We start from the raw sequence: 22,724 nt of genomic DNA, 5'->3' as shown, positions 1-22,724 counted from the left end.
ACCTGTTTTCCGTTCCCATGGGGTCAGATGTGGTATTCTATTTGCGGGGTAATACTTAAGAATACTAAGTAATACCAACGCCGCAGAAACACACTCCGGATGCGGGCCAATCGGGTTGCCTTCACAGCCCGTCGCCCAGCCGCGTGGCCCGCATCTATCCGCACCACCGTCGTTTCAAAAAGGAAGCGCCATGGCAGAACACATGACCCCGGTTGTCGCGAAGGTCTTGCCCGAGGAAAAGGCGGCCTTCGCGGCGGCAACCCAGCTCGTAGGCACCACGCCGTCCAACGCCATCCGCATGTTTATCGCCGCATTCAATCGTTGCGGCACCTTTCCGTTCGACATTTCGCCCAACGGGGCCTTTGGCGCTGCGCCCGATTCTCATCAATAAGTGATCCGTTTTCCTCCGTCCCCATGGGATCAGCTCTCTGCCGAGTTGTGGTAGAACTAGGGAACGGTTTTGAGGAGGTTGGCATGCTCAATGCGATGATTTGGGCGCTTGCCTGTTTTGGCGTTGTCGCTGCCGATATAGCCCTGAGTATGGTTCTGTTCTCCGTGCTGGACATCGTGTCGGCGCTGACGGGTTTCCCGATCGAGAATCTCGATATTCAATGGTTTCAAGCCGCCGCGCAGACGGCATCGTTTTTGATGGCGCTGCTGTGGTGGCGTTATTTGTGGCCGCGGTCGTTTATCGCGCGCTGGCAAGGTGAGCGTCCACTCGGCGGGGGATTGCGTAGCGCGTGGAAGCGCGTTGCCTGCGTTATCGTGATCGGCTTTGCCCTGCAGGTGGTCGTTGGCTACGTGACCGACGCCGTACTGTCATTGTTGCCCGAGGTCGCGGCCGATTACAGTGAACTTGTCGAGGAAACGGGCATGGGCGACACGAGCTACCTGGCCGTCCTGACCACGGTGCTCGGCGCTCCGTTTTGCGAGGAGTTGCTGGTGCGCGGCATCATTTTTGAGTTTTCGCTCCGAGCGTTTAACCCGCGGTGCCGCCCACTTTGGAAGCTCCGACGTCACGTGCGACCGCAAGACGGCGCCATGGTGCCCTGGGTGGCTCCGAGTACCTGGGGCGTCGCCGCGGCAATCGTGCTGCAGGCGGCGGTCTTCGGCTTTATGCATATGAACTGGGTGCAGGGCTGCTATGCGGGCGCTGCCGGTCTCATTTTTGGCTGGGTGCTCGTGACGACCGGAAAGCTCCGCTACACGATCCTGTTGCACTTTGCCTTTAACGCCGGGTCATACCTCATGGGCCTGCTGTGGTTTGTGAACACGCCGCTCGACGTGGTGGTCACGGTTGCCATCGCCGGCTTTGTGCTGGTAGAGGCGATGCGGTCGCTCAGGCAGGCCTGCCAGACGGATCGTCCCTACCAGCAAGCGTGATTCCCTTAAGGGCCAACGTGGATAAAAACAAATCTGCTGTGATTCCCTTAAGGAAAACACGGCTAGGCGTGTCTGAGCGTGTTCCCCCTAGGGAAATCACGACTGGAGACAGCCCAAGCGTGTTCCCCCTAGGGAAATCACGCTTGGGCGATGAGGAGACGCCGGCCGGCCCTCGCCACGCTAGTTGCGCCTGCCGCCACCGTTGGCGCCCTGCCGTCCCTGGGCGGCGCGGTTGCGGCCTGCGGTGTTCTGCGCGCGCGACATGCCGCCGTGCTCCTTGTTGCCCTTGGGCCCCTTGGCTCCAGCGCCACCGTGGCCCTTGCCGCCCTTCTTGCCAGTGCCGTGTCCGCCGCTGGCCGATGCCTCGCCCGGGCGTGGCGGCACGGGGCGAATCAGGCAATGCTTGGTGTAGCCGATCAAATCGCGACGCCCGGCTTTCTCTAGCGCCTCGCGCACGAGCTTGTAGTTCTCGGGCTTGCGATACTGGATGAGTGCGCGCTGCATGGCCTTCTCGTGCGGGTCGCGCGCCACATAGATCGGCTCCATGGTGCGCGGATCAACGCCGGTGTAGTACATGCAGGTCGACATGGTGGATGGCGTGGGATAGAAGTCCTGCACCTGCTCGGGCATGTAGCCCATGTCTCGCACGGCCTCGGCAAGATCCACGGCTTCCTTCATGGTTGAACCAGGGTGGCTCGAGATTAGATACGGCACTACGTACTGTTTGAGTCCGTATTCACGGTTCAATCGTTCAAATTTGCGACAGAACGCGTCGTAGACAGCGCGGCTCGGCTTGCCCATCACAGACAGCACCGCATCGCTCACGTGCTCGGGCGCTACGCGCAGCTGGCCAGAGACATGATGCTCCAGCAGCTCGCGCAAAAACTCGTCCGAGGCATCGGCCATGGTGTAGTCGAAGCGGATGCCGCTGCGCACGAAGACCTTTTTAACGCCCGGCAACTGACGCAGGTCGCGCAACAGCTGCGTGTAGCCGCTCTCGTCGACCACCATGTTCTTGCACACGCTCGGCCACAGGCAGCGCTTGTTCTTGCACACGCCGTGCTTGAGCTGCTTGTCGCAGGCCGGACGGCTAAAGTTTGCCGTCGGCCCGCCCACGTCGTTGATGTAGCCCTTAAACTCGGGATCGCGCGTGAGCAGCTCGGCCTCGCGCATAATCGAGTCGTGGCTGCGCATCTGCAGCACGCGACCCTGGTGGAAGGTGAGGGCGCAAAACGAGCACTCGCCAAAGCACCCGCGGTTGGAGCTGATCGAAAACTTGATCTCGGCAAAGGCCGGCACGCCGCCTGCGGCATCGTAGTCGGGATGCCAATCGCGTGCGTAGGGGAGTTCGGCCACCTCGTCCATCTCGTCGGTGGTGAGCGTCGTCGACGGCGGGTTCTGCACCACGAACACGCCGTTGGGGTAGGGCTCTACCAAGCGATGCCCGGTGATGGGGTCCATGTTTTGCTGCTGCACGTTAAAGCTGCGCGCGTAGTTGAGTTTGTCGGCGGCAAGATCGTCCCAGCTGGGCAGCAGATCGTAGTCGTAGACCTCGTCGAGCGAGCTGGTGCGGTAGACGGTGCCATTGATATAGGTAATCTGATCGACGGGCAGTCCAGCGTCGAGCGCGTCGGCGATCTCGACGATCGCGTGCTCGCCCATGCCGTAGATGAGGATGTCGGCGCCCGAGTCGAGCAGCACCGAGCGCTTGAGCTTGTCCTGCCAGTAGTCGTAGTGGGCCAAGCGGCGCAGGCTTGCCTCGATGCCACCGATAATGATGGGGACATCCTTAAACGTCTGACGGATAAGGTTGCCGTAGACCGTGACGGCACGGTTGGGGCGGTGACCCTCCTCGCCACCGGGGGTATAGGCATCGGTGTGGCGGCGGTGCTTGGTCACCGAATAGTGGTTGACCATGGAGTCCATGTTACCGGCACTGATCAAAAAGCCCAGGCGCGGCTCGCCGAGCACGCTGATGCTGGCGGGATCGGTCCAGTCAGGCTGGCAGATGATGCCCACCTTGTAGCCGTGCGCGTCGAGGACGCGGCTGATAATGGCCATGCCAAAGCTGGGATGGTCCACGTAGGCATCGCCGCAGATATAGACAAAGTCGCACTGATCCCAACCGCGGGCATCCATGTCTGCGCGGCTGACGGGGAGGAACTTATCGCGACCCGGTCGCCAAGGGCGGGCGGGCGTCGCCTGGGGATGCTTGCCGTGAGCGGCTCGGGAGGCCGTGGCCTGCGTCTTGCCGCCGCGCTTTTGCTGCTGGCCGTGTTTGCCGTGCTGGTTGTGCTGAGCGTCCTGGGGCTTTTTTGCCACGATTCCTCCCGGTGTCTGTATGCTGCACGTAATTGTAACCAGTCTTTTTGGGACGGGGCTAAAAAGACTGGTGGAGTACATGAGCTGGCGGATTGGCGCGTCGATGCGGATGTCGTTTGTTTCCAGACTGTGTATCCCCGTGTCGAAGGGGTCGTCTCGCGCGCACGCCATGTTGTCAATGGGTTACAGTATGAACGGCGGCTATATGTCCGCCAACGCACGAGAGAGTCGTCAACAAGGAGGATGCACGACGATGCAGCGTGCCAAACAGATATCGGAGTCCATTGAACTGGGCATCATCTTGGCGCTTGCCGGTGGCTTTATGGATGTGTATTCGTACATTGGGCGCGACCATGTTTTCGCCAACGCGCAGACGGGCAACATCCTGCTGGTGGGCGTGAGCATCTCGGAGGGCAACTGGGCGCTTGCGGGGCGCTACTTCTTCCCTGTGGTGTCGTTTGCCGTGGGCATTATGCTTGCCGATCTAGTGCACGAGCGGTTTGGCAGCGTCATCCATTGGCGCCAGGTGACGGTGTTTTTTGAAGCCGTCATCTTGCTGGGCGTGAGCTTTATTCCCGGCGGCGATTTCAACCTGCTCGCCAACTGCCTCACCTCGTTTGCCTGCGGCATGCAGGTCGAGAGCTTCCGCAAGATCCACGGTCACGGCATCGCTACGACCATGTGCATCGGCAACTTGCGCAACGCGCTGCAAAACGTGGACGATTACATCATCACCCACAGGCGCGGCTTTTTGGAAAACGGCCTGCTGTACTTTGGCGTGATCTTTACCTTTGTGTTTGGCGCCGTGTTGGGCAACTGGTGTATTGAGCGCATGGGCCTGCACGCCATCGTCGTGGCGAGCTTGCTGCTGTTTGTCGCGTTTGCCATCATGTTCATCGACCGCGAGCGCGACTTGCGCTTACGCTGGAAGGTTGCGGCCGAGGCTTGGAAAGAGGGCTGCCGAAAGTAACCGATTGCGGCAAAGGGGCTGTTCCTTTGCCGCAATATTTTTCATCATCTGTTGAAACGCTTTAACACTTTTGACGTTCTCACGCGTTTTTTGTTTCAAAAGCGTTAGGATGGGACTTATAGCGCGGGGCGTAATGGGTGCCCCGCACACGATGGGAGGCTATCAATGGCTAATCGTTTCGTTCTCAATACCATCTCTTATCATGGTTCCGGCGCCATCAAGGAGATCCCCGGCGAGCTCCAGCGTCGCGGCTACAAGAAGATCTTCGTCTGCTCCGATCCCGATCTGGTCAAGTTTGGCGTTACCGCCAAGGTGACCGACGAGCTCGACGCCGCTGGCATCGCCTGGAGCCTCTACTCCGAGATCAAGCCCAACCCCACGATTCAGAACGTCAAGGACGGCGTCGAGGCCTTCAAGGCCGCCGAGGCTGACGCTATCGTGACCATCGGTGGCGGCTCCTCCATGGACACCGCTAAGGCCATCGGCATCATCATCAACAACCCCGAGTTTGCCGATGTCCGCAGCCTCGAGGGCGTTGCTCCGACTAAGAACCACGCCGTGTTCACCATCGCTGTGCCGACGACCGCCGGTACCGCTGCTGAGGTGACCATCAACTACGTCATCACCGACCCCGAGAAGGTCCGCAAGTTCGTGTGCGTCGACACCAACGACGCCCCCGAGGTCGCCGTCGTCGACCCCGACATGATGGCTTCCATGCCCGCCGGCCTGACCGCTTCCACTGGCATGGACGCTCTGACCCACGCCATCGAGGGCTACACCACCAAGGGCGCTTGGGAGCTCTCCGATATGTTCCACTTTGAGGCCATTAAGCTGATCAGCGAGAACTTGCGCGACTCCGTTGCCGAGGCCAAGTCCGGCCAGCCCGGCTCCGGCCGCGAGGGCATGGCCCTTGGCCAGTATGTCGCCGGCATGGGCTTCTCCAATGTTGGCCTGGGCATCGACCACGCCATGGCTCACACCCTGTCCGCTCACTACGACACCCCGCACGGCGTCGCTTGCGCCATGCTGCTGCCGATCGCCATGGAGTTCAACAAGCCGGTTTGCGCCGAGCGTCTGGCCAAGGTTGCCGTCGCCATGGGCGTTGACACCACGGGCATGAGCACCGACGAGGCTGCCGACGCCGCTATCGCCGCCGTCAAGCAGCTTTCCGCCGACGTGAATATCCCGCACGTCTGCGAGGCCATGAAGGCTGACGAGATCGAGGTCCTGGCCAAGGACGCCATGGCCGACGCTTGTTTCCCGGGTAACCCGCGCGAGGCGACGCTCGACGACGTCATCGAGCTCTTCAAGAAGATCTGCCCGGTTGCCTAACCCAGTTTGGTGGTCCTTCGCCCGTAGGCGTATGGTCTTTTGACTTGCCGCTGGCCCCGCCGTGCTACGCATGGCGGGGCTTTTTGTGCTGCGTCGATGCCCTGAGACGGGCAAAACCAAGGTGTACTGCCCGCTACGGATAGGTGGTGCACTTCCCAGCGTGCATTTTTGGGAGTATTCAGCAAGCTCTTAAAAATGCATAACGTTTTGAATGGCCCGTAGTGGCCCGCAGGCGCCCATCGACAGCCATTGCGGGTGGGCTATCGATGAGTGGAGGGGGTTGTTACTGAGTTTCTGCTTTGCGACGACCCGCAACACTGCTGTAACCGCGTCGTTTTGTCGTTCGCGATGGGGTCGTTGGGGCCCACGATGCTGAATACTCCGTTTTTTGCACGGCCCAAGGTGGGGTACCCTGAGACGAAGCAAAAAGATTCCTCATTTCTATGCAGATACCGATAGGATTTATGCAAGATTGGGATCGTAAGCCGTGCTCGTGCGCAAAATCGGCGCGAGGACGTCTGGAGGTGGCTCGGCTCCCAGAGCCTTGCGCGTGCAGAACGGTTAAAATCGGGACTCGGTCTTAGTTTTGCTTGGAAGGATGCACATGGCTTCTGTAATCGATGCTTCTCTAGAGGAGACGCTCTCCTATATCGCGGGACAGCTTAAGACGCTGACTTCTATTGCTTCGCCGACGGGCTATACCCGTGCGGCGACTGATTATCTGATGGAGACCCTGCGCGATATGGGGTTTGGGCCTGAGCGTTCTAATAAGGGTAACGTGCTCGTTGAACTTGGTGGCGAGGGTGAGCCGCTCGTACTGGCGAGCCATGTCGATACCCTGGGCGCCATGGTGCGCTCCATTAAGGACAATGGCCGCCTGCGTCCCACGACGCTTGGTGGGCATCAGTGGTCTACGGCCGATGGCGAGAACTGCACCGTTTATACGCGCGACGGCAATGTCTACACGGGCGTGGTCCTCAACACTGAGCCTTCGGCGCACGTGGCCGACGAGCCGGTCAAGACCATCGAGAAGAACATGGAGATCCTGCTCGACGAGAACGTCGACAGCAAGGACGACGTGCTTGAGCTGGGTATTCAGACCGGCGACATCATCGCTATGGATCCTCGCACGACGGTGACGGAGAGCGGCTACATTAAGAGCCGCTTCCTGGATGACAAGCTATCGGCCGCCATTTTGTTGGGCTTGGCGCGTGCCGTCGCCGCTGGCGAGGTGACGCTTTCGCGTAAGGTTTCGCTGCTCTTTACCGTGTACGAGGAGGTGGGCCACGGCGGCGCCTTCGTGCCGGCCGACACGCGCGAGATGATCAGCGTTGACATGGGCTGCGTGGGCGACGACCTAGGCTGCACCGAGCACATGGTGTCGATCTGCGCCAAGGATTCGGGCGGTCCGTACAACTACGACCTGGTGACGGCGCTGTCCAATATCGCGCGCGAGCTTGAGCTCGATTACGCTATCGACGTGTATCCGCATTACGGTTCGGACGTCGAAGCCACGCTCTCTGCCGGCTACGACATTCGCCATGGTCTGATCGGCCCCGGCGTGTATGCGAGCCACAACTACGAGTGTAGCCACATGGACGGCGTGCGCAACACCTTCGAGCTCGTCCGCGCCTACGTACAGCGCTAGCGATGCAGCGGCCTCGGCTGATACGGCGGTACCGACCGAGGCCGTCCTCTCTAAGTTGCGGTGAAATAGGGACTGTTTGGCGGTTTTAAACGCTTAAACAGTCCCTATTTCACCGCAATTTATGAAGGGGATGGGGCTACTTAAGTGCGCCGGTCACCGTGCCGCCGCCGAGGACGATGTCGCCGCGGTAGACTACAACGGCTTGGCCGGGGGCGATGGCTCGCTGCGGCTCGTCAAAGGTCAGCAGCATTTGCCTGTCTTCGTCACGCGTAAGGGTCGCTGCCTGGTCTTTCTGACGGTAGCGGTATTTGGCACCTACGCGAATGCCGCCGGCGTCGAGCTCCGCCTCCATGCGTGCGTCCGGCGCGCTCCATATCCACTCATCGGCCGTGAGGGCAGCGGCGGTCAGGTCCTCTGCCTCGCCCAGATGCACGGTGTTGTTGGCGGCGTCGACGCCCGTCACATACACGGGATGCGCCATCGCGACGCCCAGACCCTTGCGCTGGCCGATGGTGTAGCGCAGCGCGCCGTTGTGGCGCCCGACCACGCTGCCGTCGCGCCACACAATGTCGCCCGGTGCAGCGGGATGTCCGCAGCGACGCTCGATATAGCCCGCGTAGTCACCGTCTGGAATAAAGCAGATGTCCTCGCTTTCGGCCTTCTTGGCGTTTATGAAGCCCTGTTCGGCGGCTATGCGGCGCACGTCGCGCTCTTTATCCAGGCCTGCCAGCGGAAAGATCGTGTGTGCCAGGCGCTCCTGCGTAAGCGAATACAAAAAGTAGCTTTGGTCCTTTTTGGGATCTTCGCCGCGATGGAGCTGCCAGGTGCCGTCTGCCGCCTGGCTTGTTTTGGCGTAATGTCCCGTTGCGATGTAGTCGCAGCCCATGTCCAGCGCCGCATCGAGCAGCACGCCAAACTTAATGTGGCGGTTGCAGATAATGCACGGATTGGGCGTCAGCCCCTCCCGGTAGGCGCTCACAAAGCGCTCGATAACGCTGTGGTCGAACGTCTGCTGCAGGTCGAGCACGCGATGGGGGATCCCCAAGCGCTCGGCGACGGCCTTTGCATCGGCGATGTCGCGGTCGACCTTGCTCATGCCCGTGGCGGGGTCGGGCGCGGGGCAGGTGAGGCGCATGGTGGCGCCGACGCATTCGTATCCCTGGCTTTTGAGCAGGTACGCGGTCACGCTGGAATCGACGCCGCCGCTCATGGCGACGAGCACGCGCTTGTTGTGCATGGGGAGGTTCTCCTTGGTGGCATGTGGCCAAAAAAGAAAAGCGGCGCGGGAGGCTGGTTCCGCGCCGCAGACATTGTAGCAAGTTCGGGCGTCATGTGGGACACCCTGTTGGGATGAGCCCAGGCTGCCAGAAGAGAGGGGAGACCGGCGTGCCTTGGACTCGTTCTAAGAACGAGAAGCTCTAGTCCTGGAACAGTGCCGTGGACAGGTAGCGCTCGCCGGTGTCGGCAAGCAGGGCCACGATGGTCTTGCCCTCGTTCTCGGGGCGCTTGGCCAGCTGCAGTGCGGCCCACACGGCGGCACCGGACGAAATGCCCACGAGCACGCCCTCCTTGTGGCCCACGGCGCGGCCGGTAGCAAAGGCGTCGTCGTTCTCGACGGGGATGATCTCGTCGTAGACCTGGGTGTCGAGGACGTCGGGCACAAAGCCAGCGCCGATGCCCTGGATCTTGTGCGGGCCGGCCTGACCCTTGGAGAGCACCGGGGAGGTGGCAGGCTCGACGGCGACGACCTTAATCTCGGGGTTCTGCTCCTTGAGGAACTCGCCCACGCCGGCCACGGTACCACCGGTGCCAACGCCGGCGACGAAGATGTCGACCAGGCCGTCGGTGTCGTCCCAGATCTCGGGGCCGGTCGTGGCCTTGTGAATGGCGGGGTTGGCGGGGTTCACAAACTGGCCGGCGATGATGCTGTTGGGAGTCTCCTTCTGCAGCTCCTCGGCCTTGGCGATAGCGCCCTTCATACCCTTGGAGCCGTCGGTGAGCACGAGCTGCGCACCGTATGCCTGCATCAGCTTGCGGCGCTCGACGGACATGGTCTCGGGCATGGTGATGATCACCTTGTAGCCGCGGGCGGCCGCTACCGAGGCGATGCCGACGCCGGTATTGCCGCTCGTGGGCTCGATGATGGTGTAGTCGCCGCCGCGCATGAGCTTGCCTGCCTTCTCGGCCTCGTCAATCATGTTCTTGGCGACGCGGTCTTTAACGGAGCCGGCGGGGTTGAAGTATTCCAGTTTGACGAGCACGCGAGCCTTGAGGTCCTCGTCGACCTCAAAGTGGGTGAGCTCCAGAAGCGGGGTGTGGCCGATAAGCTGATCGATGGACGTGTAAACCTTGCTCATGGTGAACCTCCAAAGTGTTCAAATGACTGGATGCCGTGTGGTTTTACGGTGTGTGTAGCAGCGAAACCCACAAACCTTATAGGTTGTTCGTTTTGCTGTTGGCAAGCATAGTAGACGCTAAAGCCTAGTAACGCAATAGGAAATATAAGATTATGACGAGTCGATTAACCATCTTGACGGGAATGGGTATTTTCAAAACCAATTTTTCGGCTAGAATTTCTACGGACTAAATGACCGAAAGGCAGCACTATACATGTTGGTTTCTACTAAGGGCAGATATGCCCTGCGCGTTATGGTCGATCTGGCCGAGCACCAGGCAGCCGGTCGCATCCCGCTCAAAGAGATCGCGGCGCGACAGGGGATTTCCGAGAAATATCTCGAGAACATTTTGGCTACGCTCGTGCGCGCCAACATGCTCTCGGGCATGCGCGGCAAGGGCGGCGGCTATGTGCTCACGCGCCCGCCCGAGCAATACACGGTGGGCGAGATCTTGCGCCTGACCGAGGGCAGTCTGGCGCCGGTCGCCTGCCTGGATGGCGACTGCAAGGGCTGCTCGCGTTCGGATGAGTGCCCCACGCTCGACGTGTGGAAGAACCTGGACAAGCTCATCAACGACTACCTCGACGGTGTGACGCTCGATCAACTTGTCGCTCCCAACCATGGCTACGACTACGTCATCTAACCCACACCTGCATTTGGGGACGGGGTGGAAATGGTAGATTCTCTCGCCCTTTGAGACTTGACAAATAAGAAGGCCGCCCATTTTTGCGATGGGCGGCCTTCGTTTTGGGTCGATATGACGGTTCGTATTGAACAGTTCTAGCCCTAGGCGATGCTATCGAGAATGCTGCGCATGATGGATACCAGGATGCTGCCCATAAAGGCCGATCCAAAGCCGGCAATGGAGATACCAGCGCCCAACAGATTGACCGACAGGTAGCTGGCCAGCTCGAGCATAAAGCTGTTGACTACGAGCTGAAAAATACCAAGCGTAATAATAGTGAGCGGCAGTGAGATGACCGTCAGGAACGGCTTGACGAGCGAATCGACGATGTTGAGGAACAGTCCCACAAAGGCGAAACAGACCCAGGCCTCGGCAAAACCGAAGGGTTGGATGCCGGGGACGAGGAACGTGGCGATCGCGATGGCGATCGAAGTAAAGAGCCAGTTAAGCATAAAGCGCATGGTAGGGGGTCCTTTCTTGCGCGGGGAGAGTTAGTGACGCGTGAAGCAGCTTGCCGTGGCGACTTGGACGGCTGCGCGAACGCGGGGCCTTGCCTGGATGCCCATTGTCGCAAATATTCGTGGAGCTTACGTGCGCATTCGATTTCAAAACGGCGTTCGTCCTGAAAAACGCGCCGCTGACAGAGAGTCTTGTCGCTTTAGTTTGGTGGTGTGCTACACTGCTACGGGCAAAAGCCACAGGCGTTGCCCTATTGCATAGAACGGGCGAACGATGCCCGATGTCAGTATCAACTTCGATGCCTTTTGGCGGGTTTGGCGGTGATCGATGAATATCGAGAACATGTTTGACAAGCCTGATGTCAAGCAGCTGGTCCACGCATTTAGCCTTTTGGACGACGAGAAGGATATCCAAGCGTTTTTGACCGATATCTGCACGCCGCGCGAGATTTGCGATCTATCGCAGCGTCTGCAGGTCGCGCGTTACCTGGATGAGGGCGAGCCTTATGTTGAGGTTCAGGCCCGCACCGGCGCTTCGTCCACTACGGTGAGCCGCGTTTCAAAGGCGCTGAACGGCGAGTACGGCGGCTATCGCAAGATCCTCATTAAGCTGGAGGATGGCGAGTAGGCGGCGCAAAAAACGAATTGTACAAAACCGCTCCTCCGGGGGCGGTTTTTATATGCCTGCAATCGGCTGGTGCGTTGGGGTCAGGTTGCTTTGTACCAAAAGATGGAGCTGCGGTGGCAATGTGTCCGCTTGGGCGGGTAGGATGGATGCATTGATTATTGCGAACAGTTTGAGCGGAGGACCATGCCTGTTCGAATCTATACCACCAATGCCGGCACGGATTTGAGTGATGCCGAGTCGGCGCTGCTTGCCGACCTTGTTGGCTGCCACGGACGTGCCGTGCTGCTGGCACCTACGTTTGCCGAGCTCGACCTGTGCCGTCATGATGCGGCGGAAGCCGGGATTTCGCTGGGTATTGACTACAAGACGCCTACATCGTGGCTTCGCTCGCTTTGGGAGCTTTTGGGCGACGGGCGCGGTTTCGTCGACAACCTGCAGCGCCAGATGCTGTTCTCGGACATGGTCACGCGTCTCGACGATGTCGACCTGCAGCCGCTTTCGCGCAGCCAGGGCACAGTGCGCATGCTCGCGCGCATGGCCCGCGACGTGTTGCCGGGCGTTGCGGGGACGGGTGCCGAACGATGCCGTGGCGACAACTGCCAGCCTGAGCCAAAAAGCGATGCCGAGGCCCGTGTGTTCGAGCTTTTGCGCGCCTATGCGGGCGGTTTGGACCGTCGAGATATGGTCGAGCCCTGCGAGGCAGCTGGCATTATGACCAGTGTCCTGGCCGATAGCCTGCCGGCGTGCACTCGCGCCGTATGCGTGCGCGGTATCACGTCGTTTACGCACGGTCTGCTCGAGCTGCTGTCTGCCGTGGCGAACAATGGGGGAGAGGTCGTCGTGCTGCTTGCACGCGAGCAGGCGGCGATGCGCGAGGAGCTTGCCGCGGCATTTGATGCCCGCGATGTGTTGTTTGAGATCGCGCCGCTGGGGAAGAACGCCGTCGCGTCTGATGCCGCTTGCGGGATCGCCGCTCAGCCTGCCTTTATTGAGGTCGCCGGCCCCCATGCCCGTGCTCATGTCTATACGGACGCAATTGATGATCTGGTAAAAGCGTGCCTGGGTTCCGAGGTCGCCGGCGCCGCGACGCCCGTCGACCCCGTGCGCGTGCTCGTTGTTTCTGCCCGGGCATCCCAGCTGTTCGGTGAGCTCGCCTCTCGTCTGGCGGCTCGTCATATCGCTGCCGAGACAACTGAGTTCACGGCGTTTTCCCAATCCATTGCGGGCAGGCAGTTTGCGGCGCTTGCCGGCCTGATCGAGCGCATGAAGGCCGCCGATGAGGGCATGGCGTCAAAGACCGAGTGGTGGCCCGCGCCGGAGCTTACCGACTGGATCTACAGTCCGCTTTCGGGTGCCGACGCCGCGAGCGCCCGCGGCTTCGACAAGAACATGCGCTTGTCGCGCAGCAAGACCGCTGTGGGCGTCAAGAGCCTGCTGCAGAGCGTGCAGGGCCAGGTGAGGGGCGCCCGCAAGGCCGCCAGCGACGAAAACTGGTTTAAGAACGTGCCGTGTGTGGTCTCGGACGTGTTCCAGGCGCTGTGGCGCGACAAACCCGTGACGGCGCTCAAGGCCATGCTTGCCGTTGCCGAGGCGCTGCCCGATCGCGCTCTAGGCGGTCTTGACGGCCAGGCCCGTCGCCAGGCAGAGATGGCTTTGCTGCGCCATGCCATCGACATCCTTATGAACGATGCTCGCGCACTCGACGTGTCGCAGGCCGCGACCGTGCCGGTTCTCGACGGCGTTCGAACCAAGGTGGACAAGCGCAGTACCGCTTACGATTACGCGACCTACGAGGTCGATCGCACGCCACGGGCACAAGTGCGCTTCGTGTCGCTTGCCGATGCGTCGGTTTTGCGTCCTGGCGGCTACGATGCCGTGCTGTTTGCCGATGTCGACCTGGACAGCTATCCGCTTTCGCACGAAGAGGGCCCGCTTGCCACGTTGACAGCCGAGCTGCGCCGCGACGGCGTGTCTTTGGAGCCCGCTGCCCTGCTGCGCGTGCGCTTTGGCCGTGCGATGCAGGCGGCGAGCGGTCCGGTCGCGCTCGCCCGTGTGACGCACGATCGCCAGGCACGCGAGTGCTACCCGGCAGCCGTATGGACCGAGCTGTGGGCACATGCCGAGGCCGCTGGCGCTGCCAAGCCCATGCGCGTGGGCGAGGGCGATATCATCGCCGACTTTGATCCCGCGGCAGGTGAAGGCCTCAAGCGCGAGCGCGTGACCTGTGAAGCCCCTCAGCATCTGAGTGCCGAGGCCGTGCCGTATTTGGTCCTGCGCCGTCGCGATTGCGAGGGTGAGGACGCGCCGCTCGTGCCGCGTCTGACGTCCGCCTCGCAGATCGAGGCCTATTCGACCTGCCCGCTATGCTGGTTCGTCTCGTACCGCGTGAAGCCCCAGTCGATCGACGCGGGCTTTGGCAACATGGAAAAGGGCAACTTTGTCCACGACGTGCTGGAGCATCTGCATGCCCGTCTGCCCCAAGAGGGCATGGAGCGCGTGACGCCCGAGAATCTGCCGCGCGCACAGGAGCTGCTGCACGAGGTCTTTGACGAGACGTTGGCCGAGCACGCCGGCAAGCGCGGCACGGAGGGCCCGCTGGTGCCGCTCTCTGCGGTGGAGGAACGCCAGGTGGCCGAGATCTTGCCGCAGCTGGAGGGTGTGCTTGCCTACGAGTCCGAGGCACTTGCCCCCTTTGCCCCGCGCTACCTGGAGTTCGCCTTCAACGAGCTCAAGGTCGAGTATGCCGGTTGGCCGCTTGGCGGGCGCATCGACCGCGTGGACGTGGACGCCGAGAATCGTGCCGTGGTGATCGACTACAAGCATCGCACGGGCGTTGAGGAGTTTAAGCTCGCCGACCCCACGGTGCGCGACGAGGAATCGGGCACGGCGCCCATCGACGATCCGCGCTGGTTGCCACCACATACCCAAACGCTCATCTACGCCCAGGCCATGCGCCGGGCGCTGGATTTGGACACCCGCGCGGCGCTCTACTTTTCGACCAAGGGCGGCAAGCCGGCGTTGCGCGGTGCCGCGAGCGCCGAGCTGCTCGAGGAAGAGCGCGGCGACGGTCGCATCCCGGGCCTTAAGAAAGGTTTCCCCGGCGAGGGTGGCAGCATGGACTTCGACGCCCTGCTCGATCGCGTTGAGGCCGGCATCGCCGAGCGCCTGCGCGAGCTCGAGGCAGGCAACGTTGCCGCCGTCGACCCGACGTCGGCCCATGCCGCGCATGCGCGCTGCTCGTATAACCACGAAGGAACGTTTGTAAGGAGGAACGTGTAGACCATGGATCTTTCGACTTTGATGCCGCAACAGCTGCAGATTGTCAAAACGCTCGACCGTCCGCTGTTTGTCTCGGCGGGCGCCGGTTCGGGCAAGACCTTTACCCTCACGCGTCGCATCGTCTACGCGCTCTCGCCTGAATCCGGTCCGTTCGTTGAACATCTTGACCAGGTGCTCGCCATTACCTTTACCAAAGATGCCGCGGCCGAGATCCGTGACCGCGTGCGCCGTGCGCTTATCGACGAGGGCATGGACGAGGAAGCACTGACCGTCGACGACGCGTGGATCTCGACCATTCACGGCATGTGCTCGCGTATCCTGCGCGCGCATGCGCTGGAGCTGGGCATCGACCCCGAGTTCACGGTGCTCACCGATACCGACGAGCTTATGGACCAGGCTGTTGAGCATGTGTTGGCCCGCGCGACGGCGCCCGATGCCGCCCCCGAGCTCGCGGCATCGCTCAAGGCCCTCTATGCCTGGTATCCCATGGCGGGCGAGGGCGGTTCCTTTGGCGCTGGCGCGACCATCAAGGGCCTGGTGCGCGACCTGCTGGAGCTGTCGAGCCAGTTGCCGGGCGGTATGGACGACGTGTGCGTGGCGCGCGGGCAGGCCGATACCTCGGCACTCGCCGATGCCTATCGCGCGGCGCTGGGCGCAAGCAAGGCCGCGACCGAGAAGGCGCAGATGGCACTCGACGCCATTGACGCGTTCGAGGCGAGCGGCAAGACCATGGCCGATGCAGCGCGACTCATGATGTCGTGCACCATGCCGCGCGCGAGCAAGGCATTCCCTAAGGAGCAGGTCGAGCTGCTCAAGGCCGAGGCCGCCGATGCGTTTATCAATATCGTGCTTGCCTGCGGTGGCCCGGCGCTCGATGCGCTGGTGGGCCTGGCCCGTTCCGTGGAGGCCGAGTATCGCGCGCTGAAGGCTGCCCAGTCCGCCCTCGATAATAACGACCTGCTGCGTATGGCCTACGAGGCCCTGCGCGATTACCCTGCCATCCGTGCTGCGTACGAGGGCCGCTTTAAGATGGTCATGATCGATGAGTTTCAGGATACCGACCAGATGCAGGTCGATCTGATACGCTACCTGACGGGTGCGGGGGAGCGCGCGCTGTGCACCGTGGGCGATGCGCAGCAGTCCATCTATCGCTTCCGTGGCGCCGAGGTCGAGGTGTTCCGTCGTCAGGAGCGCAAGGTGGGCTCGTCTGCCGCGCCCGAGGCGACTGCCGTGGCCGATGCCCCTGCCGGCGAACTCGTCAAACTCGTGCGCAACTTCCGCAGCCATGACGAGGTGCTGCGTTACGTGGCACGCGTCTTCGACGGCGATGACGGCGGCCTGATGCAGGGCTTTTTGGATCTTGAGGCGAGCGACGGCCGCAAGGACACGCTGGTGGCGGACGCCTCGCGCCGCCAGGCCCTCTTTGTTGCCGGCGGCAGTATGCAGGAGCGCACACAGGCCAAGGCCCGCGCGATCGCCGAGCGCTTCCGCGCGCTTGCCGATGCCGGCCAGCCCCAGGGCGGCATGGTACTGCTGCTGGGCCGCATGACCAACGCCGATGTCTACGCCCAGGCCTTCCGCGATCAGGGGCTCGACTGCGTCATCGCAGGCGGCTCGGTCTTTGCCCAGGCAGCCGAGGTGCAGACGGTGCGTGCCCTGGTCTGCGCGCTCGCCAATCCGGCCGATACGGCGCAGGGCCTTATGCCGCTGCTCGCCTCGCCGATGTTTGCGCTCGGCGCCCAGGAGTTCCTGGCGCTGGCGACCAAGCTCGATGGCGAGACGGGGGAGACCTCGCGCCGGAATATCGACATGGGCATCATGAGCGATTCCGATGTGCCGGGCTTGCAGGGCTTGCCGCTTGTGACGCGTGCCCGCGAGGTGCTGCGCTACGCACTGCGTCGCGTGGGGCGTGATTCGTTCGCCGCCATCGCGCGCGACGTGGTCAATGCCTCCGGCTGGTTCGTGCGCCTGGCGCAGCGCGGCCCCGAGGGCAAGGCCATCGCCGCCAACGTGCTCAAGGCGCTCGACGCCGTGGCCGAGGAGGAGGCCGAGTTCGGCAACTCGCCGCGTTCCATCGCGCTGGCCTTCGACCGCTTCTTGGCGGGCAAGGAGGCCCCGGGTGCCCTCAACGAGGAGGGCGACGGCGCGGTGCGCATCATGACCGTGCATGCGTCCAAGGGTCTGGAGTATCCGGTCGTAGCGGTTGCCGAGTGTTTTGGCGTGCGCAAGCCGTCCGGTGCGGCTCAGATGGGGCGTGTCGAGGGCGGAGCGCAGGTCGTGGCACTGCCAGCTCGTTTTGATGGCGTTAAGCTTGCCGATGGGACCTTTGTGAAGGGCGATGACGTCAAAAAGCAGTTTGAGCATGCGTTTAAGGGCAAGGGCACGTCGCTGTGGCTGCCGCCGGAGCTCATGGAGGACGTCTGTGCGACGGGTTCTCCCGCCGAGGCATTTGCTCGCCTGCGCAACGACGACCTGCAGCTTTCGCTCGAGGAGCGGGCCCGCTTGCTCTATGTCGCCATGACGCGAGCGCGTGAGCTGGTCATTCTGGCGATGGATGCCGGCGTGAGCCGCGGCAAGGTGACGGCGCCGACCTTTGATGTCGAGACCGATCTGACCTACGATGTGCTGCGCCGTATTTTGCCGACCGATGCTCTGGATATGCCGCAGCTCGATGCCGACCGCTTGGTGTTCGACAACTCCCAGCTGGGCGACTACGAGCTCATTTCGCTCGCGGGCTTTACCTTTGGCGAGCAGACGTTTGAGGCCAATGCTTCTCTGGATGCCGAGGGCAGGCTTGTCCGCGGCGATGCGGAGCCGGAGGGCGCCGGCGCGGATGCCCGCGCCGCCGTTCCCGGCCCTGCCGACCCCGAGCCCGATGCGTTTGAGCTCGTGTATCCCCAGACGGTGGGCGTGCGCATGGGCGCCTGCCCGTATCCGGCGCGCGATTCGTACAGCTACTCGTCAATTGCCGCGGCGCTGCATGCCGAGTCCGAGGACCGTGCCGCCGAGGCACACACGCCCATGGACGAGGCCGGCGATGATGCGGAGTCGGATGGTTCCGAGATGACGGATGCAGGCGTGGCCGCCGTTGAGCCCGCCGGCAACCCCATGGCGCTGGGCTCGGCGTTCCATGCCGCCTGCCAGTGGCTGATCGAGATGGGTGCCGATGCGCTGCCCGCCGAGCGTGCCGACGCCCTGGCTCGCCTGTGGCGCCTGACGCCGGAACAGCGCGAACGCTTCGACGTTGCACTGGATCGCTGGCTCAAGTCGGCGGTCCGTGCCGAGCTGCTTGCCTGGCCGTGCGTTCGCGCCGAGGTGCCGTTCTTTTCGCTGGGCTGCGAGGATGAGGACATCGCTCGCTACGGTGCATATGCCGAGGGCGCCATCGATGCTTTGGCGACGAACCCGGCGGATTCGTCATGCGCGCTGGTCATCGACTACAAGACGGGCGGCACGCCGGACGAGACGCCGGAACAGCTGCAGGAGAAGCACGCCCTGCAGGCGCGCGTCTACGCTGATGTTTTGCACAAGGCGGGCTTTGAGGCCGTGACCGTCAAGTTCGTCCGCGTGGAGCAAGTCGACCTCGCCAACCCGTGCGAGCCTCAGGTGGTCACCTACAGCCTCTAGCCCTCAATAACTTGCGGTGGAATACGGACTGTTTTGGCCAAAAAAGCCGCCAAACAGTCCGCATTTCACCGCAACTGCAAGAGGAGCCGTGTTGGTTTGGCTAGGTTCGGGTGCTGTCCGTGCCGTGCGGTAAAATCGTTCAGTCAGAACACGAACCCGCATCGGAGCTCATCACATGGCATTCGTCCATCTGCACAATCACACTGTTTTCTCCATGCTCGACGGCGCAACCCGTATCCAGGATATGGTCAACCGTGCCGTTGAGCTGGGCATGCCCGCCGTGGCCATCACCGACCACGGCTACATGTACGGCGTGCCCGACCTGGCGCTGGCCTGCGACGCCGTCAACCACAACACGCCCGAGTACAAAACCTGGAGCCACGACAAGGCCTTCTTGGAAAAGGACCGCCGCGACGAGCTGGTGGAGCCCGATCCCGAGGAAAACCCGCGCGAGCATGCCCAGTATGTGAAGGACATGGCCATGTGGGACGAGAAGGGCAACATCGACGAGCTCAAGCCGCCCCTGGTCATCAAACCCATCTTTGGCTGCGAGGTCTACTTTACGCCGGACGAGACGCTCGCCCGCGACCACAAGCCCGAGCTCTACCACATGATCCTCCTGGCCAAGGACCAGGAAGGCTACGTCAACCTGATGCAGACGGTCTCTGAGGCCGCCGTGCAGGGCTTTTACTATAAGCCCCGCGTGACGCTCGACAACCTGCGCCGCCACGCCAAGGGCATGATCTGCACCAGCGCCTGCATCGCGGGCATCATCCCCAAATACATCGACCGCGGTGACATGGAGGGCGCCATCAAGTGGGCCGAGACCTTCCGCGACACCTTTGACCCCGGTGACTTCTACATCGAGATCCAGGAACACGGCATTACCACCGACAACGGCCTGACCGACGAGCAGATGGACCGCACGCTCATCGACATCGCCAAACAGGTGGGCGTCAAGGTCATCGCGACCAACGACTTCCACTACCTGCGCCGCGAGGACGCACCCGTGCAGGATGTCATCATGTGCATCGGCATGAACGCCAAGGTCGACGACCCCAACCGCATGCGCATGACCGGCTCGGAGTTTTACATGAAGACCGAGGAGGAGATGCGGGCGATGTTCCCGTATTGCCCCGAGGCCTGCGACAACACGCTCGAGATCGCCGACAAGTGCTATGTCGAGCTCGACTGGGACTCCATCATCCTGCCGCGCTTCCCGTTGCTCGACCCCGGCGAGACGCACGAGAGCCAGTTCCGCCGCGAGTGCGAGAAGGGCCTGCGCCAGCACTACGGCGACGACTGGGCCACGCGCGAGATTGGTGGCGTCAACATCAAAGAGCGCTTTGAGTACGAATACAAGGTCATCTGCGACAAGGGCTTTGCCGCCTACTTCTTGATCGTTGCCGAGTACGTGCAATGGGCCAAGGACAACGGCATCGGCGTCGGCCCCGGCCGTGGCTCGGCCGCCGGCGCTATCGTCGCCTACGCCATGAACATCACCGCGTTCGACCCGCTCGAGAACGGCCTGATGTTCGAGAGGTTCCTGTCCCCGCAGCGTACCGAGATGCCCGATATCGATATGGACTTCGACGATGAGCGGCGCCTCGAGGTCGTGGAGCACGTTCGCCAGCTCTACGGCCCCGAGAAGGTCACCCACGTCATCACCTACTCGACCATCAAGGCCAAGCAGGCCATCAACGATGCCGCGCGCGTCCTGGACTACCCGGTCTACACGGGCCAGCGCCTGTCCAAGATGGTCTCGAGCGATCCCAAGGTCAAGCTCAAGCAGGTGCTCGACAAACAACCCGGCAAAGAGGATCTGTTTAACCCCGATTTTGCCGAGGCCTATAAAAAGGACGACGACGCTCGCCGCATCATCGACACGGCGCTCTCGATCGAGGGCCTCACCCGTGGCGAGGGCGTGCACGCGTGCGCCGTTCTGATCTGCCGCGACCCCGTCAACGAGCACGTGCCCACTAAGCTCGACACCAAGGGCGGCGTCGAGATTACCCAGTACGAGGGCCATACCGTTGCCGACATGGGCCTGCTCAAGATGGACTTCCTGGGCCTGCGCACGCTGACGGTTATCTCCAAGGCCAAGGCGAACATTAAAAAGAACTTTGGCATCGACATCAAAGAGGAAGAGATTCCCTTTGACGACCCCGAGATCTTTAAGCTCATGGGCTCCGGTCACACCGCCGGCGTCTTCCAGGTCGAGTCCGCCGGCATGACGGCCACGATCAAGAACATGAAGCCCACCGAGTACAAGCACGTCGTGGCATTGATCGCTCTGTACCGCCCGGGCCCGCTGGGCGCCGGCATGGTTTCGTCCTACATCAACCGTATGAACGGCAAGGAGCCGGCCGTCTCCTACGACGACCGCCTGGACGACATCCTGGGCGAAACCTACGGCACCATGGTCTACCAGGAGCAGGTTATGCTCATCTCCGTCGAGATGTGCGGCTTCTCCAAGGGCGAATCGGACTCGCGTATCCGTAAGCCCGTGGCTAAGAAAAAGATCAAGCTGCTCACGTCGACGGTGCTCCACTGGGAGGATGGCTCGGACGAGACCACCTACGACCACTGGATGAACGGTGCTATCAAGAACAACTACACGCGCGAGGTCGCCCAGAAGATTTGGGACGATGTTCTCGAGTTCGCGTCTTACGCCTTTAACAAGTCGCACTCCGCCGGCTACGCCATCCTGGTTATGCAGACGGCGTGGCTCAAGGCGCACTATCCGCACGAGTACATGGCGGCCGTTCTGACGTCCTACACGGGCAAGACCGACAAGATCGTTCATTACGTCTCGGCGTGCCGCCACGACGGCATCCCCGTGCTGTCGCCAGATGTCAACGAGTCCGGTACCGAGTTCACGGCTACCAAGGAGGGCGTGCGCTTTGGTCTGGCCGGCATCCGCGGCGTGGGCACTGGCGTGGCGCAGGCGATTATCGCCGAGCGTGAGGCGGGCGGCCCGTTTAAGACGCTGCACGACTTTGTCGAGCGCGTGGACTCGAGCCAGGCCAACCGTCGCGTGATCGAATCGCTCATCAAGGCAGGCGCCTTCGACTCCACGGGGTATCCGCGTCGCCAGATGATGCACTTTGTGGATAAGAACAACCCCGAGAACATCATCGATGCCGCCGTGAAGCGCCAAAAGGATCGCGCGAGCGGCCAGACGTCGTTCTTCGATATGTTCGGCGACGTTGAGGGCTCGGGCTTTGAGGTGAGCGTGCCCGATCCGGACGGCCAGGAGTGGGACCGCCACCTTAAGCTGAGCCAGGAGAAGGAGGTTCTGGGCATCTATGTCTCGGACCACCCGCTGCGCCCGTTTGAGTATGCACTTAGCAAAGCGCGCGACTTCTCGTTCTCGCAGATCGACACCGGCTACGAAGTTCAGAATCCTACGGGCGGCACCATCAACCAGGAGATTCCCGAGGGCAAGGCGCTGTGGTGGGCCGGCATGGTCTCGAGCGTGTCCAAGCGCGTGACCAAAAACGGCGACCCCATGGGCATCGTGCAGCTCGAGGACATGGAAGGCGAGGCCACGGTCGTGGTGTTCCCCAAGACCTACAAGGAGGCCGAGGGGTATCTGTACGGCGAGGTCGATCCCGAGACTGGCGCGCAGCTGTCCGACGCGTTTGTGCGCATTAAGGGCAAGCTCGAGCGCTCGGACCGCGGCGACCAGATCATCGCGCAGGAGATTGTGCCGCTGGAGCTTAGCGAGGAGAAAAACAAGCCCAAGGTCTTTGAGGTCATGGTGCCCAACAGCCGCTTTAGCCAGGGCAATATGGCGCGCCTGGCCACGGTGCTCACCACCAACCCGGGCGGCGACCGCGTGGAGATCTTTATTGAGCAAGTCGACGGGCGCGTGCTGCGTGCTGAGGTGCCGGCCAAGGTCAATGCACGCTCGATTCCGCTGCTGGCAGAGGCAAAGGCCATCGTGGGTAATCAAGGCCGCGTGACGGTTATCTAAGATGATTTTTCTGGGAC

The 22,724-nt window shown here is 62.0% G+C and carries 14 protein-coding genes; 10 read left to right on the top strand and 4 right to left on the bottom strand.

Annotated elements, in window-relative coordinates; genetic code table 11:
* Nucleotides 1-190 precede the first annotated feature (190 nt).
* Together AB5750_RS04505 and AB5750_RS04500 are read left to right on the top strand one after the other, a co-directional pair.
* Nucleotides 191-391, top strand: a complete 201-nt coding sequence (locus AB5750_RS04505; protein ID WP_055310197.1) for a type II toxin-antitoxin system RelB/DinJ family antitoxin — start codon at nucleotides 191-193, stop codon at nucleotides 389-391.
* 83 nt (nucleotides 392-474) lie between these two features.
* A complete protein-coding gene (locus tag AB5750_RS04500; RefSeq protein ID WP_368145446.1) occupies nucleotides 475-1,383 on the top strand; it encodes a CPBP family intramembrane glutamic endopeptidase in 909 nt (302 codons plus the stop codon).
* A gap of 180 nt (nucleotides 1,384-1,563) precedes the next feature.
* On the opposite strand, the gene AB5750_RS04495 is transcribed toward AB5750_RS04500, so the two are convergent.
* Nucleotides 1,564-3,705: a YgiQ family radical SAM protein gene (locus AB5750_RS04495; protein WP_368145447.1), complete on the bottom strand. Its 2,142-nt coding sequence runs from the start codon at nucleotides 3,703-3,705 to the stop codon at nucleotides 1,564-1,566.
* Between the two features lie 253 nt (nucleotides 3,706-3,958).
* Between AB5750_RS04495 and AB5750_RS04490 the strand changes: the two genes are divergently transcribed.
* The 3 genes from AB5750_RS04490 (at nucleotide 3,959) to AB5750_RS04480 (ending at nucleotide 7,655) form a co-directional block, all read left to right on the top strand.
* Nucleotides 3,959-4,675, top strand: a complete 717-nt coding sequence (locus tag AB5750_RS04490) for a YoaK family protein (protein WP_368145448.1) — start codon at nucleotides 3,959-3,961, stop codon at nucleotides 4,673-4,675.
* A 165-nt stretch (nucleotides 4,676-4,840) separates the two neighbouring features.
* Nucleotides 4,841-6,007: a lactaldehyde reductase gene (gene fucO, locus AB5750_RS04485; protein WP_117769511.1), complete on the top strand. Its 1,167-nt coding sequence runs from the start codon at nucleotides 4,841-4,843 to the stop codon at nucleotides 6,005-6,007.
* A 604-nt stretch (nucleotides 6,008-6,611) separates the two neighbouring features.
* The gene (locus AB5750_RS04480) at nucleotides 6,612-7,655 is read left to right on the top strand and encodes a M42 family metallopeptidase (RefSeq protein ID WP_368145449.1); all 1,044 of its coding nucleotides are present in this window, start codon (nucleotides 6,612-6,614) and stop codon (nucleotides 7,653-7,655) included.
* 136 nt (nucleotides 7,656-7,791) lie between these two features.
* Here the strand turns inward: AB5750_RS04480 and mnmA are convergent, their stop codons facing one another.
* Both mnmA and cysK read right to left on the bottom strand, forming a co-directional pair.
* A complete protein-coding gene (mnmA, locus tag AB5750_RS04475; protein ID WP_368145493.1) occupies nucleotides 7,792-9,015 on the bottom strand; it encodes a tRNA 2-thiouridine(34) synthase MnmA in 1,224 nt (407 codons plus the stop codon).
* A gap of 58 nt (nucleotides 9,016-9,073) precedes the next feature.
* Complete coding sequence (gene cysK, locus AB5750_RS04470; protein ID WP_368145450.1) at nucleotides 9,074-10,012, bottom strand: cysteine synthase A; 939 nt, start codon at nucleotides 10,010-10,012, stop codon at nucleotides 9,074-9,076.
* Between the two features lie 253 nt (nucleotides 10,013-10,265).
* Between cysK and AB5750_RS04465 the strand changes: the two genes are divergently transcribed.
* Nucleotides 10,266-10,694 carry an RrF2 family transcriptional regulator gene (locus AB5750_RS04465; RefSeq protein WP_022094857.1) on the top strand — a complete coding sequence of 143 codons (429 nt, stop codon included), beginning with the start codon at nucleotides 10,266-10,268 and terminating at the stop codon, nucleotides 10,692-10,694.
* A gap of 143 nt (nucleotides 10,695-10,837) precedes the next feature.
* Here AB5750_RS04465 and AB5750_RS04460 read toward each other — a convergent pair whose 3' ends face one another.
* A complete protein-coding gene (locus AB5750_RS04460) occupies nucleotides 10,838-11,197 on the bottom strand; it encodes a phage holin family protein (RefSeq protein WP_055285729.1) in 360 nt (119 codons plus the stop codon).
* Between the two features lie 325 nt (nucleotides 11,198-11,522).
* Between AB5750_RS04460 and AB5750_RS04455 the strand changes: the two genes are divergently transcribed.
* From AB5750_RS04455 to dnaE, 4 genes are all read left to right on the top strand, one after another.
* Nucleotides 11,523-11,822, top strand: a complete 300-nt coding sequence (locus tag AB5750_RS04455; protein WP_022094855.1) for a YerC/YecD family TrpR-related protein — start codon at nucleotides 11,523-11,525, stop codon at nucleotides 11,820-11,822.
* A gap of 183 nt (nucleotides 11,823-12,005) precedes the next feature.
* On the top strand, nucleotides 12,006-15,101 hold the full coding sequence (locus tag AB5750_RS04450) for a PD-(D/E)XK nuclease family protein (RefSeq protein WP_368145451.1): 3,096 nt from the start codon (nucleotides 12,006-12,008) through the stop codon (nucleotides 15,099-15,101).
* A 3-nt stretch (nucleotides 15,102-15,104) separates the two neighbouring features.
* The gene (locus AB5750_RS04445; protein ID WP_368145452.1) at nucleotides 15,105-18,728 is read left to right on the top strand and encodes a UvrD-helicase domain-containing protein; all 3,624 of its coding nucleotides are present in this window, start codon (nucleotides 15,105-15,107) and stop codon (nucleotides 18,726-18,728) included.
* Between the two features lie 175 nt (nucleotides 18,729-18,903).
* Nucleotides 18,904-22,707, top strand: a complete 3,804-nt coding sequence (gene dnaE, locus AB5750_RS04440) for a DNA polymerase III subunit alpha (protein WP_368145453.1) — start codon at nucleotides 18,904-18,906, stop codon at nucleotides 22,705-22,707.
* Nucleotides 22,708-22,724 lie beyond the last annotated feature (17 nt).

The sequence above is a fragment of the Collinsella aerofaciens genome (assembly GCF_040926185.1).
GTDB classification, from domain to species: Bacteria; Actinomycetota; Coriobacteriia; order Coriobacteriales; family Coriobacteriaceae; genus Collinsella; species Collinsella aerofaciens_BC.
The sequence above is the reverse complement of the archived record's forward strand: the minus strand, read 5'-3'. Positions and strand labels throughout refer to the sequence as shown.